The sequence below is a fragment of the Deltaproteobacteria bacterium genome, from assembly GCA_016874735.1.
Lineage (GTDB): Bacteria > Bdellovibrionota_B > Oligoflexia > Oligoflexales > CAIYRB01 > CAIYRB01.
In genome coordinates this window covers 13,804-34,525 of sequence record VGTI01000017.1, presented here as the reverse complement: position 1 = coordinate 34,525, position 20,722 = coordinate 13,804, and the positions used below count along the sequence as shown (strand labels likewise).

The following is a 20,722-nucleotide window of genomic DNA, read 5'->3' as shown; positions in this document are numbered from 1 at the left end:
CTGTCCGTATAACTACCGGTGCCTATGACTTTGACGCGTAAACAAATTTGTAAACTTCGTGGCCTTGCACACAGCCTTAACCCTGCAGTACAGATGGGTAAAGCCGGCTTTGCCGACTCCCTAGTGCGGGAAGTTAAACGCAACCTGAACGATCACGAGCTGATCAAAGTGCGCTTAAGCGCTGATGACGCCGTAGAGTTCTACGATCTTGCTGAGCAGCTAGCTGGGGCTACCGAGGCTTCTTTGGTTCAAACTATAGGCCGTATAGCAGTGCTATACCGCCCTAGTGAGAAGGCCAAGATTCGTATCTAAGGGCGCTTGGATGTCTGCGTTAGTCGGGACCTGACCTTGCGCGCTCGCCTTTTTAGCTCGCGATCGATGAGACTTAACTCGCGACCAGCCTGGCCTGCCACGGCACTGTTTTCCTCTGCACGCCTAACCAAATAAGGCAGCACGGCGGCAACAGGCCCGTATGGGACGTATTTAGATGTCAGGTAACCATGGTGGGCCAAATTAAACGTCAGGTTGTCGCTCATCCCCAGCAGTTGAGACATTTCGATTCTGGAGTCGTTCGCTTGGAGGCCGTGCTTCGTCATGAGCGCGGTTAGCTTTTTGAGCGAAACCTCGTTGTGGGTCCCAGCGAAGACACCAAAATCGCCGATGTGATCGACGCAGAACTCGATCGCTGCGTCGTACGCTGCGTCAGTCGCAGCCTTACTCGGATGAATGGGACTCGGCAACCCCAGGGCCGCCGCCCGCTGCCGCTCTTTCTCCATATACGCGCCACGCACCAACTTCACGCCCACCTTATAACCACCAGCCTTGGCCCGCGCATGACAGGCTTTCAGATAGGCGAGTCGATCTGCACGGTACATCTGTACGGTGTTATATACGACCGGAGTATCGCGATTAAATTCCTGCATCATACGTTCGATGATGCGATCAATGGCAACCTGTAACCAAGTCTCCTCTGCATCAACTAGAATACGTCGCCCGGCGGCTGCGGCAGCTGCACAGAGGGTGTGTACGCGCCTCTCAATGCGCTCTAGTTCCCTCGTCTCTGCGGCGCTCAAAACCTCATCGGTCGAGGCCTTGGCGAGGAGATCAAAGCGCCCGACACCAGTCATCTTGAACACGCAAAAGGGCATGAGTTGCGTCGTCTTCGCCTGCTCAATAGCCCGCTCAGTCTCCACCACTGCCGCATCAAAGGCCTGCTCGTTACCCAGTCCCTCAACGGAGTAATCGAGAACGGAACGGACTCCACTACTGCCAAGAAAGGCCACCTTGCGCTGACAATCCTCGATCGTGATGCCGCCACAAAAATGATCGAACACCGCCAAACGGACTAATGGGGTGATCGGTAGCCTTTTGGTCAGAGCCCAATCAATCAGCGCCGTGCCTGATTTGATCAGCAACGGAAAATTGAATGACGCAAATAGCGCTCTCGCCTTGAGTAATTCAGCCGTCGAACTAGACTCAAAGGCGATCTCGGTGTTGGTAAAATCAAGTTGCGACCTGGTATTCACTAAAGGCGCCTCCCAAATGGTCACCAAGCTATAGTAAAAGTGAGAAGCCTTGCCCACAGCTTTCTCGGCAGCTCCGCCCGCGGCCAAAATACCCCGTATATCTGCTATGATAACTATAGCCCACCGGCTACTCAAGGGAGTCACCATGCCACAGCGATTCTGGCGCTCGGTCGTCGTAGCCGCCGTATGGGCTTTGCCCATCTGGTCCACTGCGGCATGCTTCGGTCCTAAGTCCGACCCGGCCCAATGGCTAGTAGCGAAAGACCCAGAGTCTGGGCGGCCACTCATACCAGTCAAAGAAACAGAGCTGCTATTAGACGTCATGCGGGAGCTACTGGCGGACCGACACAATAATCACGGGAGTGAGGATCATCGGCTCTTACTGATTGAGGAATCGCTACCAATAGCGAAGTCCAAGGCAAAAAAAATGCCATTAGTACCTGCCGCAATTATCAAAGAATTGCCTGGCACCGACAAAGAATGCGTGCGCACTTTGATGCGTCACAATACGCAGCGTTATTTCTTGCCCGCGACCGTAACCACACCAGAATCCGTTGAAAAGGCCAGCATAAGCGAAATCAATCGCTTGATGCATCCAAGCGGCTGGCCAAGCCTTGCCGCGCAGCGCCCCTATTTGAAAGCAATCATCAGCGCTGCGCGCCCAGCCCTATGTAAAAGCGATGGCCTTGCTCTCGTCTATATCGTCTCATCCACGGCAACATCGACTGAGACATGGCTCATACTCACTGAGCTCAAAGAGCCACAGTGGACGATCAAGCAGAAGATCCGCCTAACTGACGTCGATCACCATGGTCCGGCTCAAACGATCATGCCAACCACGCCGCCTCCTACTACTGAACACCGCGATGATGCCAAACCCAAGAGTTAACAGTACTAAAAGCTTACCTAGGGTCTCACGCAGGAACACCTGCCCGAGACTTAGGGATGGCCGATAATCGGACTGAATGATTTTAATCCCGACCATTCTCTTGCCTAGCGTCTGCCCCGTTAACCAAGTCGGAAAAACCACGTAAATCAGGATTGGAGTCAGCTTAATGAAGAGGCCTAACAGGATTAACTTAGGAGTCTGTCCTAAGACCTCAAGGTGCTCTAATTGCCTTGCGAAGGGAATGCCTACCAAGACATTGAGTGGGCCTAAAAATGCGATATCTAAAGTCAGTGCATACCACCTTTGTACAAACGAAGCCGGCTTATAAAGACTCAAATCATCGACGACTTGAAATAGCGGTATACGCGCGGAGCGAAAGCGCTCGGACATTGGTACTAAATCTGGTCGTGCATTCCGCATTAGCTAGCCTTCAACTCCTCTTGGGCATTACTTAGCCATGCACCGAATCTGTCGCTAAGTGGCATATTGGGGTGAGTTTTAAGGTAAGCACTCACACTGCGCATATTCGTCGTGGTGAGCGGTAGACTGGCAATAAGGTCCGCGGCATGCGATGCCACTTCGTCGTAGCGTTTTGATAAGGTGAATTGAAGCAGCAGCATATCAGCCAGTCTGAGAGACAACCAGATTTGACCAGTCTTGACTGCCACATTTATCAACGTGACTAAGGTAGATTGCTTAAGGTTTGCTAAAATGACTTGATAGGGAACACCTATGGGCAGTTTTTCTAGCAATTTATTGGCCGTCATAACGCTTCCACGCTCGATACTTCGTGAGCAAAATTCCGCAAGATGATTTTTTAAAAATCTATCTGTCTGTGCACCAAGCGCAGCGTTTTGTTCGCGCGAATCATGCGGCATCCATCTCAGTGCTGCGGCGCAGCCTAAAGCCCGTGCGCGCAAATTATCGGGGTTACGGGCTAACATTTCGTCCGCAAATTTTAGCTGGTTAGCCAGCCCGCGCATACTCTCTAAGTGCAGGAGGTCATCAATTTCGCTTTCATAAAGAAGACTGGCCGGTAGTTGGCGCAGAGTTCGAATGATCAGCCCCACCCCAACACCCGCCATAAAGCCAAATATATGGGCCATATGGGCTACAGTGCCCAGATGCAACTCACTAAAACCGCTATCCAGGCTTCCAGCTATATCTGCCAATACAAACAGCAGCGGAAATGCATAACGAATTTCAACGTAATAGCTCGTACCCCAATATATTTTACGAGGCAACCAAACTAAAAAGCGCATCTTCGTGTGGAAGAAGAACACGTAAAACATCCCCATAACGGCACTGACGATCGCGGAACCCCCAAGCGAGATCGTATCGCGCCCGGAGAAGTAGTAGGCGTGAATGATCATGCCGACGCTGCCAGCACTGAGTATAGAAATGAGATAAATCCATCGACGCGTTCTTTGCTCCGCATAAATACCAAAAATGAGCAGTGCAAAAATATTCCCCATGAGATGAGTCAAACTACCATGGCGCATTTGTGACCAAATCACTGAGCCGAAATTTACATTCCCCTTCACTAGGCACTGCGCATTGAGACAAACACGCCGTAATTCGCCAAGATAATTTTTCTCAGCTTTAAGATAGGTACTATACGAACCCAGATGCTGCAGCGATTCATTGAGTTTCGTGCGAGCTGTGGCAAATGACCAAATAAGATCTTTATAAAGAAAACATCTTTTGGATGATCCACAATGACTAAAATGATCACGTAATCCTGCTGCTAGGTGTTGCTCTTTACCAAGATTTTCATAGTCCTCAAAAGATAGACGCGCTACCCCTCTGCGTATTGGTGCTTTACTTGGAAACCCAGTTTTGATGAGCACCGCATAACGGGCACACAGCTTGGGTTTGCCGCTATGAGCTTCGCAGTATTCTTGAAATAGATTGCGCGCCGCATCTTTTATACCGCTGCGAGCCGCTGCGTTGAAGATGCCATCGGTTACGCGAGCCTGCGATCGATCAAAAAAGAATACGCATATCCAGGCCGCGGCTAGCAGTAGCGAGACCACTGGCACACGACGGATTTTGGTTCCTAAGCCAAGAGGCAAGATAAACATGAGCGCTTTTCCTCAACCAAGCACACGCGCTCATGTTTTTCGGAAATTACCAAAAAAGCTTTAGGCTAAACCCACGAGTAAATCTTTTTTGTATTAATTACTTTATGTTATGGTTTCCCAGCATCACCAGGACTGCGATCCAACCGCGCAGAACACCCTTAACCAATACGTGCATCCAGGTTGATCGACGACTTTTTTAATCTCGAGCGCCTGCCGCAAACCAACCTGATCACAGCCAGTATTTCTGTCACTACAAATGACATGACGCATGCAGCGCTTAGGCGCATCGTCTTTTTGTTTCAGATCAGTCCACACGGAGCTAAGATGCTGGACGGATTTTTCGGGACAGGCAAAAGTATCGTGAAATTCGTTCGGACAGAAGGCCGAAAGCACTGCGTCCGCACACCCACGACGCGCCATATCCCTAAGTCGCTGGGAGGTCGCAAGATCAGATCCGGAGCACAGGCCTAGCCTGCCATGACAGACATGGGATGTGAGACAGCGATCCAAGCTTGTGCCGGGACGTCGCAGTGCTTTCGTGTCATGGATCACTCCCTGGTCAGCAGCCGCGCATACAGTTTTACTTTTTGCCTGCTGCTGTTCTTGCACGACATTTGCATCAGTCAGCTGCAATCCTTTGATGACCCCGGTACACAGCACTAAACATCCACAAGACTTTGCCTGAAACCCCTGTTTCACACAGGTATCGATAAAAAGTCGGGGATCTCCCATACTAACTGGACACGTTGCAGGCTGGCGCTCACAACTCTGCACCGTACCGCTAGGGTCGTACCACAGTTTCTCCGCCTTGAGGTCGCTACGGTCAGCATCCGACTTATCGATACCACGGCAGTGAGTGATACCAGCCAACAAGATAATTACTGTAATCAATCGCCTTGTACCTATTCGCATCGCTATCCCTTAACTTCAGGAATCTTCAAAACTTGACCCGTTGCCACGTGATTATGACGCAGCCCATTAAGGCGCTTCAGCGTCCGAATCGAGGTACCAAAACGCTTAGCGATGGAATGTAAATTATCGCCATGACGCACACGGTATGCCTCAGTGCCACGCCCAACTTCGACCAGACTACCAACAGATTGCCGATGATCGACCAGTACCAGCCTCATACCCGGTGTGATTTTTGCCGTATGCAAACTGTTAAGCTGCTGAATTTTTTTTACCGACAAACCATAGGTCGAAGCAATCCGCGGTAGCGTGTCACCACTCTCTACTAGATGCATTTGCGGCTTTTCATGCTCCCTTTTTGCCACATTTTTTAGGCCTTTGACCCTGAGCGCCATCAGACGATCTTTGAATCCGTCGAATTTTGGCTGCTCCGTCGCCGGTACCCAAATACGGTACGTTTGCCCATCAGGTGGCGTCATGCCGCGCAAAAGATTGGGATTAATATCCTTAAGCAGCGCCAGTGGGATACCACTCACAGAGGCGATATCGCTTAATCGCACTGGTGCGGGCACTGCGACCGCTGCAAGTTGCGGCATAGACTCAGGGCTCAGGTCGTTGAATCCATACTTTGATGGGTTGTTGCCAATCATGGTAGCCGCGATGAATTTGGGAATATAATTCATGGTCTCTGTCGGCAAGACATGACGCCGCGCCATTTCCCAAAAATCGCGAGTCTTCGACCTCATGATTGTATTCATGATGCGTCCTTCGCCGGCATTGTAGGCAGCAACGGCGAGGTACCACGATTGAAAGACGTTATAGAGATCTTTCATGTAAAGTGCGGCGGCAACCGTAGCCCGCAGGGGATCGCGACGCTCGTCCACATAGGAGTCTATGCGAAGTCCGTAACGACGCCCGGTGTCACGCATAAATTGCCATATGCCAACCGCCTTGGCTCGCGAAGTGGCTGAGGTGGTGAATCCACTTTCAATCATAGCCTGGTAGTAGATTTCTGGCGGAACACCCTGCTCCCGTAAAACAGCTACGATCTGTGGTTTATATCTCTCCCCGCGTTCCAGAAACCGTTGGAAGCGTTCGCGGTCTCGAGAGGTGAAGAAGTCGATCCAACGCTCAACATCCTGATTCATCTCAAGCGGCAACTTAGTCGCTGGATCACTCATCTCGTCCGCGGTCGATGAATCAGCGATCTGCGCTAAGTTAACACTGCGACCAATAGCGGCATTAGCGCTGTCAGCTAGGTGATTATCGTTATTGTTGCTGTCCGTAGACTCACCGCCAACAGCATGTAACGCCAGAGGCTCTTTGGGTGATTTGTCTTCTGTGGCGCAGGCAGCGCATAAGAATACTACTATGCTGAAAACAGCATGGTAGCGCCCGGGCTTGTGACACAAAGCCATAGGTAGTCCTGTTAGTTTGAACTCATTGAGCGTAGACTTGGCCGCGGTGGTTTATGGCTATGAACCTTTATATCCTACCACAACGCGGCGCTTTTGCCTCGCATTTTTAATGCTATAATCCGATAGTTACAGGACTATTTCTCACAATTAGTCGTTTACTTAATCAGCGCTAACTCCAGCTAAACCCGTTCATCGTAGCCTAAGTTCGGGGCTAGCCACCGCTCCACGTCGGCGACTGAGAACCCCTTACGCGCGGCGTAGTCTTCAACCTGATCACGACCTATACGACTGACCCTAAAGTAATGGGCTGCGGGGTGGGGGAAGTAAAGACCACTCACGGAACTAGGAGGCATCATGGCCATCGATTCGGTGAGTGTGATGCCGACATTCTTCTCGACGTTTAATAGGTCCCAAATGAGGAGCTTCTCCGTATGATCAGGACATGCGGGATACCCAGGTGCCGGCCGGATACCACGATACTCCTCTTTGATCAGCTGTTCCGGCGAAAGCTGCTCAAGCCTGCCGTAGCCCCAGTTCTCTCTGGCTTTTTTGTGCATGAGCTCAGCCATGGCTTCGGCGCATCGATCGGCCAGAGCCTTGGCCATGATGTTCGAATAATCGTCACCGCGGTCCTTAAACCCTTCGGCGTACACGTCTGCCTCTGGGCCAGTGGTAACAGCGAATGCTCCAATATAATCGGCACGCCCTGATGCTACCGGTGCCACGAAGTCGGCTAGGCACAGATACTCGTCACTATCCCGTTTACGTTTTTGCTGCCGAAGAAAGTGTAAAGTCGTCAACACTTCACGCCTGGATTCATCGGCATAAACGAGGACATCGTCTCCTTGACTGGCCGCTGGCCAAAATCCAAGGACCGCTTTCGGTCTAAATCGCTTGTTGGCAAGGATGTCCTTGAGCATCGCCTGAGCATCTTTAAACAAAGCGCGTGCTTGATTACCCCATTTCTCGTGCTCGAGGATTCCGGGATACAAACTTTTTAGATCCCACGCCCAGAAGAAAGGTGACCAGTCTATGTAGGGCACGACAGCCGTCATTGGCAATTCGTCAAAAACCTGCACACCAAGTGCCTCAGGTTTATCAATCTGAACCTGCGACCAATCGGTCGGAAACGCCCTGCCTCTGGCTTCGCTTAGGGGTAACATGTCACGGTCGTCACTCTGACCGGCGAAACGGCGCCTGATCTTTTCCTGATCAGCCTTGAGATTCGTGACAAACGCCTCGCGCTTGTCCGGATTAACGAGGTCGCCAATGACATTGACGACCAAAGACGCATCAGCGACGTGTGCAACGACACCTTCGTACTGCGGCGCAATTTTAATGGCTGTGTGGGCCTTACTTGTGGTCGCGCCACCAACAAGTAGCGGAATATCAAAGCCCTGCCGCTGCATTTCTGACGCGTTATATACCATCTCATCAAGCGAAGGCGTGATGAGGCCACTCATCCCGATCGCAACCGCGCCCACCTCTCGGGCTTTTTCCAGTATCTTCTCGCAAGATACCATCACACCTAGATCGATCACTTCGTAGTTGTTGCAGCCAAGCACGACGCTAACGATGTTCTTGCCAATGTCATGCACATCGCCCTTAACCGTAGCGATGACAAATTTGCCTTGAGTGCGCGTGGTCCGACCTTCAGCCGCAGCTGCCAAGCGCTCCTCTTCCATAAATGGCAAAAGGTAGGCAACAGCACGTTTCATCACGCGCGCACTCTTGACCACCTGCGGGAGGAACATCTTGCCGGCACCAAAAAGCTCGCCGACGATTTTCATCCCGTCCATCAACGGCCCTTCAATCACATCGAGCGGTCGCGGGTACTGCTGGCGCGCTTCTTCCGTATCTACATCCACAAAATCGGTGAGACCCTTGACTAATGCGTGCGCCAGACGTTCCTGGACGGTACCGCTGCGCCAGGTTTCTTCTTCCTTGGTCTTGGCTTTCCCCTGATTTTTGACTTTCTCAGCATAATCGATGAGGCGTTCAGTAGCATCTGGCCGTCTATTGAGGAGCACATCCTCAACCATGACCAAGAGCTCTTTATTAATCTCCTCGTAGACCTCCAGCATCCCGGCGTTGACAATTCCCATGTCGAGGCCAGCGTTGATGGCATGATAGAGAAATGCCGCATGCATGGCCTCGCGCACGACATTGTTACCACGGAAGGAGAACGAGATATTACTCACGCCTCCTGATGTCCGGACACCCGGACATTGTTTTTTGATCTCGCGGACAGCTTCAATAAAGTCGACAGCGTAGTTATTATGCTCTTCCATACCGGTCGCAACCGTTAGGATATTGCAGTCGAAGATAATGTCCTCTGCCGCCATGCCGAGACGCTCGGTCAGTAGCTTATATGCCCGCACACAAATTCTAACTTTGTCGTCCTTAGACGCAGCCTGACCCTGCTCATCAAAAGCCATGACTATGACCGATGCACCGTAACGCATACAAGTCTTGGCGTGCTCGAGAAATTTCTCCTCGCCCTCTTTAAGGCTGATGGAGTTGACGATAGACTTGCCCTGCACGCATCGAAGACCAGCCTCGATCACCGACCATTTGGACGAGTCGATCATGATCGGGACTTTGGCAATATCAGGCTCAGAGGCGATGAGGTTGAGAAAGCGTGTCATGCACGCTTCACCATCGAGGAGGCCCTCGTCAAAGTTAATGTCGATAACGTTAGCACCGTTATCGACCTGTTGTTTAGCAACGCTTAGGGCTGCATCAAAATCCCCAGTCTTGATCAACTGCGCGAACTTAGGTGAACCCGTTACGTTGGTGCGCTCCCCAACCATGACAAAGGGAGCGCGCTCCCCAACCAGAGTAAACGGCTCCAACCCAGCTAGCCGCGTTGCCGGCGGTACGCGCGGCACTTTGCGTGGAGGCAAGGCACGCACAGCATCAGCTATGGCACGGATATGATCTGGGGTCGTCCCACAGCAGCCACCGACCATGTTGATGAAATGCGACTGGGCAAATTCTTTAAGTAGCGCTGATGTATCCGCCGGCTTCTCATCGTAGCCTGTGTCACTCAATGGATTGGGCAATCCAGCATTTGGATAACAACTGACGTAGCAGTCTGCGAGCTTCGACAGTTCCTCGATGTAGGGACGCATTTCTTTGGCACCGAGAGCACAGTTGATGCCAACGCTGAGTGGCTTCGCATGCCTTACAGAGTACCAAAAAGCACTAAGCGTTTGCCCTGAAAGCGTACGGCCCGAAGCATCTGTGATAGTGACCGACAGCATCACGGGTAAGCGCTTGCCGTAGTGGTCAAAAAACTTCTCAAGAGCAAACACGGCAGCTTTAAGGTTTAGAGTATCGAAAGTAGTTTCGGGCAGAAGTAGATCAGCTCCGCCCTCGACCAGGCCCTCAATCTGCTCGTAATAGGTATCAACTAACTCATCAAAAGTAACCGCACGATACGCTGGATTATTGACATCCGGCGATAGCGAGCAGGTACGGTTGGTTGGACCGATTGCGCCAGCAACAAATGCAGTGCGTCCCGGATGGCGTCGCTCAAACGCGGCGACTGCTTCCTTAGCAATACGGGCGGCGGCGACGTTAAGTTCCCGCGCGATGCTCTCGAGCCCGTAGTCAGCCTGTGCAATGGCCGTACTGCTAAACGTGTTCGTTTCGATAATATCGGCGCCAGCCTCGAGGTACTGGAGATGAATTTCCCGAATAATATCCGGTCGCGTGAGGACAAGGAGGTCGTTATTGCCCTTGAGATCCTTGGGGTGATCGCGAAAGCGCTCGCCGCGAAAGTCCGCTTCGTCCAGTTTGTACTGCTGAATCATCGTGCCCATAGCACCGTCGATGATCGCAATACGCTGCGCCAAAATATCACTGAGCTGTTGCTTCGCCACCGGTAAGATCACTCCCAAATTGTATATCCGAAAGACTGCTCCAGCGCCTGCACCACTTCGGCTATTGGTAAACCCACGACATTGGCATAAGAGCCTTCTATCCGCTCAACCATGTAACTACCAATGCCCTGCGCCGCATATCCACCGGCCTTATCGAGGGGTTCGCCGGTACGTACGTAGGATTCAATTTCCCTCTCACCCAAAGCTTTCATGAGCACACGCGTGTGCACAGCAAATGTTTGCAGGTGTGTCCTGGGTCCTAGTGCGGCCTGCAGGGTCACACCGGAAATCACAGTGTGCCAGCGACCTGACAGACGCCGTAGCATCGCCTTGGCATGGGCCGCGTCAGCTGGTTTTTCTAAAATCTGGTCGTCCAAGACGACGATTGTATCGGCACTAATAACAATCACACCGGACGACGAGGGCTCCGCGGCGCAGCCATGAGCCACCACCCAGGCCGCCTTTTCCGCAGCATTACGCCGTACGTACGCCTCGGGCATTTCGCCAGGCAACGGCACCTCGGGAGTCTCCGGTTTGACCACTGTATACGTGAGACCAACAGCATCGAGTAGATCGCGACGCCGTGGCGATGAGCTCCCCAACACGAGCTTTGGCCTGCTCTCATTCCCACTCACGCCGTCCGCCTCCTCTACGAAAACTCACCAAACCCGCGTCCTGATTGGCCGCGATGATACTTTAGTTAAGACTCGACTGCCAACGCGATATCGCGGCGCCACCGAGCCCCACCCCAAATTTGCGCCAGCTCATCCACCCGCGCATAGGCTAGTTTTCGCGCAGCAGCGAAAGTACTGGCCCGCGCACACACCGTCAGCACGCGCCCCGTACTAGTGACGCAAACACCGTCCACCTTTTTGGTGACATTTGCGGCGAAAGTCATCACCGAGGATTCCGGAGGATTGGCAAACGCCGCTTCGGGCAGAGATGCCATCATACCGGGATCATTGCCATAGGGATAAGACGCTGCCGCCATAACCACCGCGACAGCGCGCGTTTGCCCTACTGGATGCATGGCTGAAGCTGTAAGTTTCTTGACGCCAGCATTGAGTCCACAACTAGCTGCCATCCAAGCCAGCCAGTCACGGTCATCATAAAGTGCCAACACTTGGGCTTCCGGATCACCCAAACGCACGTTAAATTCAACGACTTGCGGCCCTTTGGTTGGGGACCACATGAGCCCGACGTAAAGGCATCCTTGGTAGCTAAGCCCCTCTTTTTTCAACGCTTTTAAAAGAGGCTGCACCACTGCCTCTTGCACGCGAGCTGCTGCGTCCTCGGGCAGCCAGGGCACTGGCGCGTAGCAGCCCATACCGCCTGTATTGGGTCCCTCATCGCCATCGTTGAGTCGTTTGTAATCAACGGCAAAGCCAAGACTGAGCGGCCCAGCTTCTCCCAAGAAACAAAAATATGAACACTCACGTCCAAGCAGCACTTCCTCAATTACGACCGATGCTGCAGCGTCCTTCATATCTGAGTGGTAAAGGCGTTCAAGACCATTAGTGACGTCAAGGGCATCGCGACAAACGAAAACCCCCTTGCCTGCGGCGAGTCCCGATGCTTTCAATACGACGCCACCTGAGGACTCAAGCGTGTCCAATGCATACTGGCGGCACTCCGCCTCATTGTGGGCGACGCGGTATGCAGCAGTCGGGATTTCCGCCTTTGCCATCATTTGCTTGGCAAACTCCTTTGACGATTCGAGCTGCGCCACAGCTTGCACGGGACCAAAGGTCGGAATTCCCGACGCGGCAAAAGCATCAGCAAGGCCCTCAGAAAGCGGCGCCTCTGGTCCAGACACCACCAAATCAATTTGGGCTTGTTTAGCCGCGACGATCAAAGTAGCAAAATCAGCCGAGGCAGAAATTGGCAAGCTGTCACCGAGTGCCGCCATTCCCGGATTTCCAGGCCACAAGTAAAGTTTGCTTAGAAGTTCAGACTGGGAGATCTTCCAGGCGATAGCGTGTTCGCGCCCACCTTTTCCAATCAGAAGCACGCGCATGCTTAGCCTCCTGCGATGCGTTGTCTACTTTGTGGGATTTCACGCATAGCGCAGCACCCCCACTATGTCAACGTCGGGACTTCACGGAGCAATTTGGTCATGCGGCGGAGCCCTGTTGCAGTCTCAGCGCGAGAGGCGTAGAAATCAATCAAGAGGGCGGGAAAACCACGGCCAATAAAGGTTTGAGGCCAACCGCCGCAATCAGGAGGTAGCGATGAACAAAGCCGATACCGCTGTACCTGTGGGCACCGATCCACGGCTGAAAGCGATGATCTCCGACTCGATCCAGATGCTTGATGAGCTGAGCAAGCTCACTATTCGCCTCACTCAGGTGAGTGACGCCGCAGCGGAAAAAGCGGTACCGACTGATGACGTTGGTGAAATGGAGCGCGAATTAAAAGGCCTACAAGAGCGCCTCACACAGCTAAGCGGCCAGGTGAAAGTAGCGGCCCGCAGTATCGACCAACAAGTGCGGCAGAGCCCATATCTTTTCGCCGGAGCAGCGCTAGGACTTGGCTTTCTCCTGGGAAAGGCGAGGCGGCTGTAGGGATCATGAAATCGCTCGGAACCATCGGCGCTACGCTAGAGTCGCCGGTACCTGCAATAGGTGCTGCGGCACAAGAGAGCTTGCGTAAAGCCACTGGTGAAGTCATCAAGGCACTTATTATCAAGGATCTTGTCACCGCGATTTCAATCGGCGTTCTTGGACTTTTGGCCTACAGCCTGTGCTTGCTGCTTGCCACCGTCCTGCCCCTTGCAGCCGCTACATTTTTGGTTGGCGGCCTCTTTTTGCTCGGACTTTTGCTGCTGTTGCGTCGGTGGGCGAGCCAACGATGACGGCGGACCCACAAGTGCCGGCTTGGCTTTAGCCGGCATTTGCATTTGAGGTAGGACTGACGGAGCTCGCTCCGGGGACCGATCAGACGATGCGAAGCTGTAACGAACGCGTCCGCGATAGTCACCGCGAGCATTAAAGCGCATGTGTGCGAGCTTCTTGGTTACACAGTTAATCGTCGCCAAGTCAGATAAACTGCCACCGGTACGCGCAACGTTACCGACGAGTCCTGTTGATTTTAGTAGCGTAAAAGAAATCTGGAGATCCCCGCTCAAACCAGAGACTTCCTCAAGTCGGTCGGCATAACAAGCACGGATTTCATGATCGTGCGACCGCATCACGCCTAAAGCATTGGTAATTTGTGCCTTACTCGCATTGAGCTCAAGCTTGTAGTACATGCTTATCTCGCGGCGATACCGATAAGTCGCAACCTGTGGTAGCGGCTCCTCTAGCGGCGGGTGCAACTCAGCAACTTTCGCAGCAACCTGCCGCGCTGAGGGCACGTCCACGTCGTCGTTGCCCTCTTTGAAGGTCTTGCAACCGCAGACCAAAAAGCCAACGAGTATAGGCATGAAGACTGTGTTTAAATTCTCTCGCAAGCGCTCCCAACCTCCAAAGAGTCCTACTGAGGCTATCGGCACCTTTTTGCGAAACCAGAGAAGTAAATCCTAAGAGTCCATAATCACGAGAATTATTCTTCGGACATCGTGAATTATGGTATCATAGGAAGATCTCCCCTCTCATCGCATTTCACCCGGATCACCCACACATGGAAACTCCCTCGCGTTCAACCTGGTTGACACGTTCCGCTATCATCATCAGTGATGTCGATGGTGTCCACCGCATGTACTCCCAACTGACGCAGCGATTTCATTGGACCGTTACAGAAACCACGAAATCGCTTTCTTATGCCGTCGATCAAACAAGAAAAGGCGCAGCTAATCTCATTATTGTCGATGATTCCGTGACGTCACCCAGCGGATTTCATGTACGCGCTCTCCTCAATGAAATAACGGCAATATGTACTCCTATTCTGTGCCTACTCCTGCCGCAGCGCAGTAGTGAGGCGCCACTGCTGACCAAAATGGGATTTGAAGTAGCCATCAAACCAGTCACACCTGCGGCATTTTTACCCCACTTTTCAGATCTACTGCAGCGCTGGGAAAAACCTAGTTTCGCCACGCTGCGCCGACTGGGTTATCTGCTCAATCGGGTTACCGATGAACAACTCAATGGGGCTTTATTGAAACTGATGGAGCAGGAAGCCATTCATTCCCTGTGCGTCCAGTCACTCGCCCTCCAACTCAGGAAGGCTGGAAACTTCAGAGATGCCGAGCAGACTATATTAGCCTCGATTAAAAAAGACCCCCGACAAGACGCACGCATCATGAGCCTCGTTGATCTATATCTACACGGATCTATGCCAAAATTAGCTCTCCATCTCCTGACGACACTTAAAACGGCTCATGGTACTTCACGTTTACTCGTACCCGATTATGTTCAAGCCGCACTGATGCTAGGTCAGCTTAACGCCGCTTTAATCTACCTCGAAACCATCGCAAAAAGTGAGTCAGCGGATCCTATGAGCATCGACTTCTACGCGCGCTTACTATTCGCCTCCGGCCGCGATGATGAAGCAGAACAACTCCTTACGCATAGCGGACGATCTTTTAAAAAATTTCAACTAAAGTGGCTAAATGCTGATTCCAGCGGACTTCCAGCTGCTGGTTAGCAGGAGAAGGTTACAAAATGGCAGACTTTAATCAGTTTTGGCAAATTGACCGCAGCATTTTTCTTCACTCTCTAGAGCCGTCGGACACCTTTTTCCCCTCGGCGCTTAAGGAAGACCTTGAACGTCTGCTGCTATTGACTAAGCAGCCCCAAACTGTAGCGTTTCTCATCGGTATGAAAGGCACAGGCAAAAGCACTTATCTTAAGTGGCTCAATTTGCAGTTTCCCGTCGAGCACTACGACACGCTTTTAACTACGATGATCTCACCAGAACCGAGAAGCGGCTGGTTGGCAAGACGTCTGAGCGAATTTTTTGGTACTAGGGGACAGCCGAGCCATACCGATCATTTACTTCGTGACGTCGTCACTAGATTAGATGAACTCGTCGAAGAGAAGCGCAAACTCATCGTCTTTGTTGATGCCGCTCACATGGCTGACACCGCCGCATCGTGGCAAGAGCTCTCAAGCCTCATGAGTCTACAAGCACTCGCTGAACCCTGCGTCTCGTTCGTGCTATGCGGCGAACCTCGACTCTTGCAACTCTTCATTGAGTCGGAGAGCCTTGCCACGCACATATCATTCGCACTCGAAACCCGTCCAATTTCTGAGGCCGAGACATCAGCCTATCTCCGCCACAGACTCGATCTAGCTCAACTTCAGGCAGAGATCCAAACTGATGCTTTAAGAGCAATCTTCGACGAATCACGTGGCGTCATTGCGCGCATTAACACGATTGCCGAGAACTGCCTCATCGAGTGTAGTGTTCGGGAGTCCAGAGTGATCACTAAAGAGATCGTGCTCGCAGCGAACCGCTATATTGCTGGCAAGGCACCTCATATTTCTACTCTCAATACGTCTGCTGCTGGCCTGGCGATGCCTCTCACTGCATTATACCGTCCAGCGACAGTGGCTAGTGCATCAACGACGGCAACACTTCCAACACCAGAAAAAAATTTGGAACCACCGAAGAGTGCCGTACCTATCGAAAATCAAGACAAAGATATCCCTGGTATCCGCCTATCTTCTTTATTTAAATCAGACGGCAGCCGTAAGCGCTGAGGCCTAACGCTAATTATAAAATGAGTTCAGCACACGCAGCATGATCAAAGGCCTAAGAAAACTTGTCATCACGCTCACGATAGTGGGCTTGACGGCGTTTTTTGCTAATTTGATCATAGATAACCCCTACACACACAGACTCATCCGCGTCATCATCAACGAACAGGTCACCAAGCACACGAATTTAACCGTCAACTTTCAAGCTCTGAAAGTTTCACTGCTACCCGCTGGCCTAGATATTTATGGCCTAAAAGTCGCTGCTAGTGATGCGGCCGACCAGCCCATGGTCACCGTACCGCAACTGCGGACACGCATCTCTATCTGGAGCCTTATTCTGGGCGAACTGCGCTTATCAAACGTCGAGTTGAACGATCCAACCATCATTTGGCCGCCTCCAGCAGCACTGAGTTCCCTGATAAAACCCGATCCCAAAATACCGCAACATCAACGGGTAACTGACGACGATCAACTAAACTGGCCACCGCGTTTCGATTTACCGGTGAGCCGGATAGCATTGATCAATGCCAAGCTCTACGTCGAACAGCCGCTGTTCTCACCGCCCATTTCGCCAAGTTATCTCACTTTGGCTGTAGGAGCCTTGGACGCGATTTTTGATTACCGATCATGGCGCAAGATGAGTTTGGACTTCGACATTAAGGCTGTCGACCTGTCCGTTGGACCGTCCTCAATGCTTGAATCTACAAAGTTGGCGGGCCGCTTAGCCCTCAACGATAGGCTGCTTAGCCTCACGGATCTTTTGATCCACGGTGAACGTGTGAACTTCACCGGCGAGGGTAACGGTGAGCTGAAAACCACAGAAGGACGCAATCCGCTAGTAACTGGAGTCCAGTTCTACTTAGATCATAGAGGCTCCGCAGACATGTCCCTTCTAGGCTCTTATTTAGAGCTACCAGATACTCATGGTCGGATCGATGGAGATTTCCGTCTCGACCTCGATATACCATTTACAGGTCAGGCATCCCCTCAATTCAAGGTGACTGGAAAAGGCAAATCTGTTGATGCTCGTCTTTACGGCTTCAGGCTACTGGACTCGCATACTAGCTTTGCCATCGACGAAAATGCCGTAAGCCTGCCCGACATCGAGATTATAGTAGATAAGACTAGGGTTGCCAGGGGTGGCGGCGCCATCAAATTAAATCGCGATCTCGATCTCGACTTTACCCTGGATGCTGACAAGTTGCACCTCGTCGACTTGCTGGAATCCCTGGATGTCGATAGTCGCCTCGTCGACTTAGCAATAACTGGTAAGAATATTCGCATCAAAGGTAAGGGTGATCCTTTTACCCTGACAACAACGGCCAAAGTTAATGCATCAGACATTGTCGTCCCAAGTATTCCTCTTCCACTAACTAAATTCCCGAGATCACCCTCATGCCAAGTTGATCTCCTACTCCTTGTTACATCGAGCCAGCTTGATCTTACGGGGACGAAAGCTACATGCATTGATGAAAACACAAAAACTGACCTTGCCACTGGCAAACACATTGCTCCCGCTAAAACTAATATCCAGATTGCCGGAGGCCTCCAATTTGCTGGGCCTGGCAAGACTGATATCCACATCGGTACCCGCGACGCTGATCTTAGGTTGGCGGAATACTTCATTCAGCAACCCATATCTGGCACTGGTAGTATTGATGCGAAACTTAGTGGGCCTTTTGATCAAATTGTCTTGGATGCCCGACTAGATCAGAGCGACGTCGCAGTGAGTCATATTCCATTTGGGGTCGTCACGGGATCGATTAAGTACGTCGATAATATTCTGAGCTGGCGTGATATCGAGGCATATCCCGTCGAGGGTGGCAGCATCGAATTACCGAATGGGCAGCTCGATATTTCAACCTCTGAGATGCCAATCAAAACCAGTATCGAAATAGCAGATCTCTCGCGTGACGTCGTACGAGCCATTGCTAATGCTATTGACCCTGACAATGATTTTAGCGCCGAGATCAGAAACTTATCAGGAACCTATCAAGGCCCACTACTACAGATGCTTGCAGGAGAAGCTAAGCTCAACCTTACAGCCAAAGATGCGCGACTCAATGGCGAGACTCTGGTCACCATGTTAGATACTAACGTTGTGGCGGACAAGAGGGGATGGCGCACCCAAAACCTAGTCGTAAATATCAACAGTTTAAGCTTGACTGGCAAAGTTGCGCATCAAAGATCCACACCATTTAATCTGGCATATGCCGAGAGCGCCAAGCATCCTCTTTATGTACTGGGCTTACATCCATCTGATAAGCTCTCGATCAGTGCACGTACATTGTCCCAAAAAGGTCCACTGCCATCGAGCGGACGTACAAGTGACTCAGAAAGGGATCACCTTAGCAACTTTCCCTACGTGGGTGAGTATCTACGCCCACGTGGCATGAAGGGGCTGATTGTAGGTCAGGCCGATTATTCGGGTACCTTGGAATCCATGCAGGGCAGTTTCACTGCCGCAATTGAAAGACCTGCCATCTTCGGCATGCAAATGACAGCTATCAACTTGAGAGGCTTCTCCACAGGTAGTCGCTTTGATTTGGTTGTAAACCAGGCTGGTAACGCTCTCGACGGGCGACTTTCGTTTGATCTATCGCAAAATGGTGTTCCATTTGAGTGGTACATAAGTTGTCATCGTTACGATTTGCGTGTTCTTGGATCCTCTCTACTAAGGGATGATCCTCGCAATTACCTTTATTTCACCGGAGACTGGCACCTTAAAGGCATCTTCAATGACTTCTGGCATTCCGTCGGCGATCTCACGATCAATGATCTCAGGGCCAATTTCGTCAATGATATCGCAAGCCAAACTAGAACTATTCAGGTGCGACAAGATCAACCCGTTAAGCTCCTATTCACCAAAAAGGGTTGGCGCTTCGATAATAATCGGGATCTCTTTTTAAGTGGTAAGTATATGCAGGCACGGATCACTACTAAAGATAGCCGCCCCCCGGAACGTCTCGGCTTATTTTTCGAAAGTGTCGTCGATGCCGGAATTATCAAGGAGTTCGTCCAAGATGTAGATACTGCTGAAGGCAAAGTCAATATTATCGGATCCATTTTTGGATCTGTAACCGAGCCACGACCAATCGTCGAATTCAGTGACCTCGCTGCAAACGATCTAACCGCAGCAACCTGGCGCCCTCTCTCGGTAGGGATCGCTGAAATTAGACCAGCGTTTCGCAATATCAAGTTGAAAGCTGCTTATAAAGACGGCCGCGTCATCATTGACAAGCTTGCTGCAGAAAAAGGTACAGGCTCTGTCTCGGCCTCGGGCAGTATCAATTTAGGTGGCGTGAGCAACACGGAATCTCATTTGGATATCAACCTAAGTGATGCAACTGTTGTGTATCCGGTCGCCTTTATTAAAAACTTTGAATCTCAGATCAGCGGTAATCTCGTAGTATCCGGACAGGGGATGCCATTTAAACTCGCAGGAGATATCGTCATTAATCGTGCTCGTTCAACACGCGAGGTCGATATTCGTAACGAGATTGTGAACGCCTTAAGGCAAAAGTCCATCGGCTCATCGTCCTTGGATGAAAAACCAATTTTAACCCTTGATTTAAACGTCGGCGCAAATCAAAGCATAAACATTCACAACCGAAACCTTCAGGTGCAGATGTCAACCGATCTGCGCATCAAAGGAACCGACAAGAATCCGGTGCTGTCAGGTCAACTAGAAGTAGACAAAGGCAAATTCACCTACAAACAGGATTTCAAAATTACTCGTGGTCTTGTGATTTTTGACGACCCCATCAAGGCTGACCCAAGTCTAGATATCCTGGCTGTCAGCGATGTCGATATATATCGCGTGTACCTTGGCATAAGTGGTCGTGCATCAAATCCTACCGTCGAATTCTCTGTCGATCCGCCTACAAGAGAAAATGGGAATGCTATTAGCAAACTCGAGATTTTAGTATTACTGTCGCGCGGCAAGTTACCCCAGGAGAGTCAATCCATGGGTCAGCAAACGCAGAGTGCGGCGACTAGCGAAGCTGCTAATATTTTACTCGGTCAATTTGAAGAGCCCGTCGAAAAGCTACTCGATGCCTCTGGTCAAAGCGTCGTGCGCAACGTCTATATCGACACCCACCCTTCCACAGACGGCAGCCCGGTACCTCGACTCAATTTGCCATTTGATTTGGGCGAAAATTTGGACGTGGTTCTCAGGACAGATCAAGCGACCAGCCAGGTTTCACTAGAATATAACGTGAACGAAAATATATATGTCTCAGGTATACACGAAGTTCTGCGTAATAAGGACGCCTTGCCGACGCAAAATACGCCGGGCAACATCGAAGGAGACTCTAGAGTCAACCTTAAATTCCGCTTTTCATTCGAATGAATTGCACCTGAGGAGT

Annotated in this window: 15 protein-coding genes; 6 read left to right on the top strand and 9 right to left on the bottom strand. The window is 51.3% G+C overall.

All coding sequences use genetic code 11. The features are described from left to right. The first annotated feature begins 24 nt into the window (after positions 1 to 24). Entirely contained in the window at positions 25 to 312 is a 288-nt protein-coding gene (gene yhbY / locus FJ146_09470) for a ribosome assembly RNA-binding protein YhbY (protein ID MBM4252187.1), read from the top strand. Here the strand turns inward: yhbY and FJ146_09465 are convergent. Beyond that, the gene (locus FJ146_09465) at positions 309 to 1,673 is read right to left on the bottom strand and encodes a proline dehydrogenase (GenBank protein MBM4252186.1); all 1,365 of its coding nucleotides are present in this window, start codon (positions 1,671 to 1,673) and stop codon (positions 309 to 311) included. The two genes, yhbY and FJ146_09465, sit on opposite strands and share 4 nt — an antisense overlap. On the opposite strand from FJ146_09465, the gene FJ146_09460 reads away from it, so the two are divergent. Further along, a complete protein-coding gene (locus FJ146_09460) occupies positions 1,672 to 2,415 on the top strand; it encodes a hypothetical protein (protein MBM4252185.1) in 744 nt (247 codons plus the stop codon). The two genes, FJ146_09465 and FJ146_09460, sit on opposite strands and share 2 nt — an antisense overlap. Here the strand turns inward: FJ146_09460 and FJ146_09455 are convergent. From FJ146_09455 to purD, 7 genes are all read right to left on the bottom strand, one after another. Continuing rightward, entirely contained in the window at positions 2,317 to 2,835 is a 519-nt protein-coding gene (locus FJ146_09455; GenBank protein MBM4252184.1) for an RDD family protein, read from the bottom strand. The genes FJ146_09460 and FJ146_09455 overlap by 99 nt on opposite strands. Beyond that, the gene (locus tag FJ146_09450; protein MBM4252183.1) at positions 2,835 to 4,499 is read right to left on the bottom strand and encodes a rhomboid family intramembrane serine protease; all 1,665 of its coding nucleotides are present in this window, start codon (positions 4,497 to 4,499) and stop codon (positions 2,835 to 2,837) included. The genes FJ146_09455 and FJ146_09450 overlap by 1 nt, the downstream gene beginning before the upstream one ends. 123 nt (positions 4,500 to 4,622) lie before the next feature. Further along, complete coding sequence (locus FJ146_09445; protein MBM4252182.1) at positions 4,623 to 5,390, bottom strand: hypothetical protein; 768 nt, start codon at positions 5,388 to 5,390, stop codon at positions 4,623 to 4,625. 23 nt (positions 5,391 to 5,413) lie between these two features. Further along, positions 5,414 to 6,826: a LysM peptidoglycan-binding domain-containing protein gene (locus tag FJ146_09440; GenBank protein ID MBM4252181.1), complete on the bottom strand. Its 1,413-nt coding sequence runs from the start codon at positions 6,824 to 6,826 to the stop codon at positions 5,414 to 5,416. A 179-nt stretch (positions 6,827 to 7,005) separates the two neighbouring features. Continuing rightward, complete coding sequence (gene metH / locus FJ146_09435) at positions 7,006 to 10,740, bottom strand: methionine synthase (GenBank protein MBM4252180.1); 3,735 nt, start codon at positions 10,738 to 10,740, stop codon at positions 7,006 to 7,008. Next, a complete protein-coding gene (locus FJ146_09430) occupies positions 10,722 to 11,348 on the bottom strand; it encodes a septum formation inhibitor Maf (protein MBM4252179.1) in 627 nt (208 codons plus the stop codon). Before FJ146_09430 ends, metH begins: the two co-directional genes overlap by 19 nt. A 65-nt stretch (positions 11,349 to 11,413) precedes the next feature. Then, positions 11,414 to 12,730: a phosphoribosylamine--glycine ligase gene (purD, locus tag FJ146_09425; GenBank protein ID MBM4252178.1), complete on the bottom strand. Its 1,317-nt coding sequence runs from the start codon at positions 12,728 to 12,730 to the stop codon at positions 11,414 to 11,416. Between the two features lie 214 nt (positions 12,731 to 12,944). Between purD and FJ146_09420 the strand changes: the two genes are divergently transcribed. Further along, positions 12,945 to 13,277 (top strand): hypothetical protein, encoded by a 333-nt coding sequence (locus tag FJ146_09420; protein ID MBM4252177.1) that lies wholly within the window; start codon positions 12,945 to 12,947, stop codon positions 13,275 to 13,277. Positions 13,278 to 13,420: 143 nt separating this feature from the next. Here FJ146_09420 and FJ146_09415 read toward each other — a convergent pair whose 3' ends face one another. Continuing rightward, a complete protein-coding gene (locus tag FJ146_09415; GenBank protein ID MBM4252176.1) occupies positions 13,421 to 14,164 on the bottom strand; it encodes an AgmX/PglI C-terminal domain-containing protein in 744 nt (247 codons plus the stop codon). Positions 14,165 to 14,334: 170 nt separating this feature from the next. Between FJ146_09415 and FJ146_09410 the strand changes: the two genes are divergently transcribed. Genes FJ146_09410 through FJ146_09400 form a run of 3 tightly spaced genes read left to right on the top strand, consistent with a single transcriptional unit; the run spans position 14,335 to position 20,706 of the window. Beyond that, positions 14,335 to 15,297 carry a tetratricopeptide repeat protein gene (locus FJ146_09410; GenBank protein MBM4252175.1) on the top strand — a complete coding sequence of 321 codons (963 nt, stop codon included), beginning with the start codon at positions 14,335 to 14,337 and terminating at the stop codon, positions 15,295 to 15,297. A 17-nt stretch (positions 15,298 to 15,314) separates the two neighbouring features. Continuing rightward, positions 15,315 to 16,355, top strand: a complete 1,041-nt coding sequence (locus tag FJ146_09405; protein MBM4252174.1) for a hypothetical protein — start codon at positions 15,315 to 15,317, stop codon at positions 16,353 to 16,355. 40 nt (positions 16,356 to 16,395) lie between these two features. After that, a complete protein-coding gene (locus tag FJ146_09400) occupies positions 16,396 to 20,706 on the top strand; it encodes a hypothetical protein (GenBank protein MBM4252173.1) in 4,311 nt (1,436 codons plus the stop codon). Positions 20,707 to 20,722 lie beyond the last annotated feature (16 nt).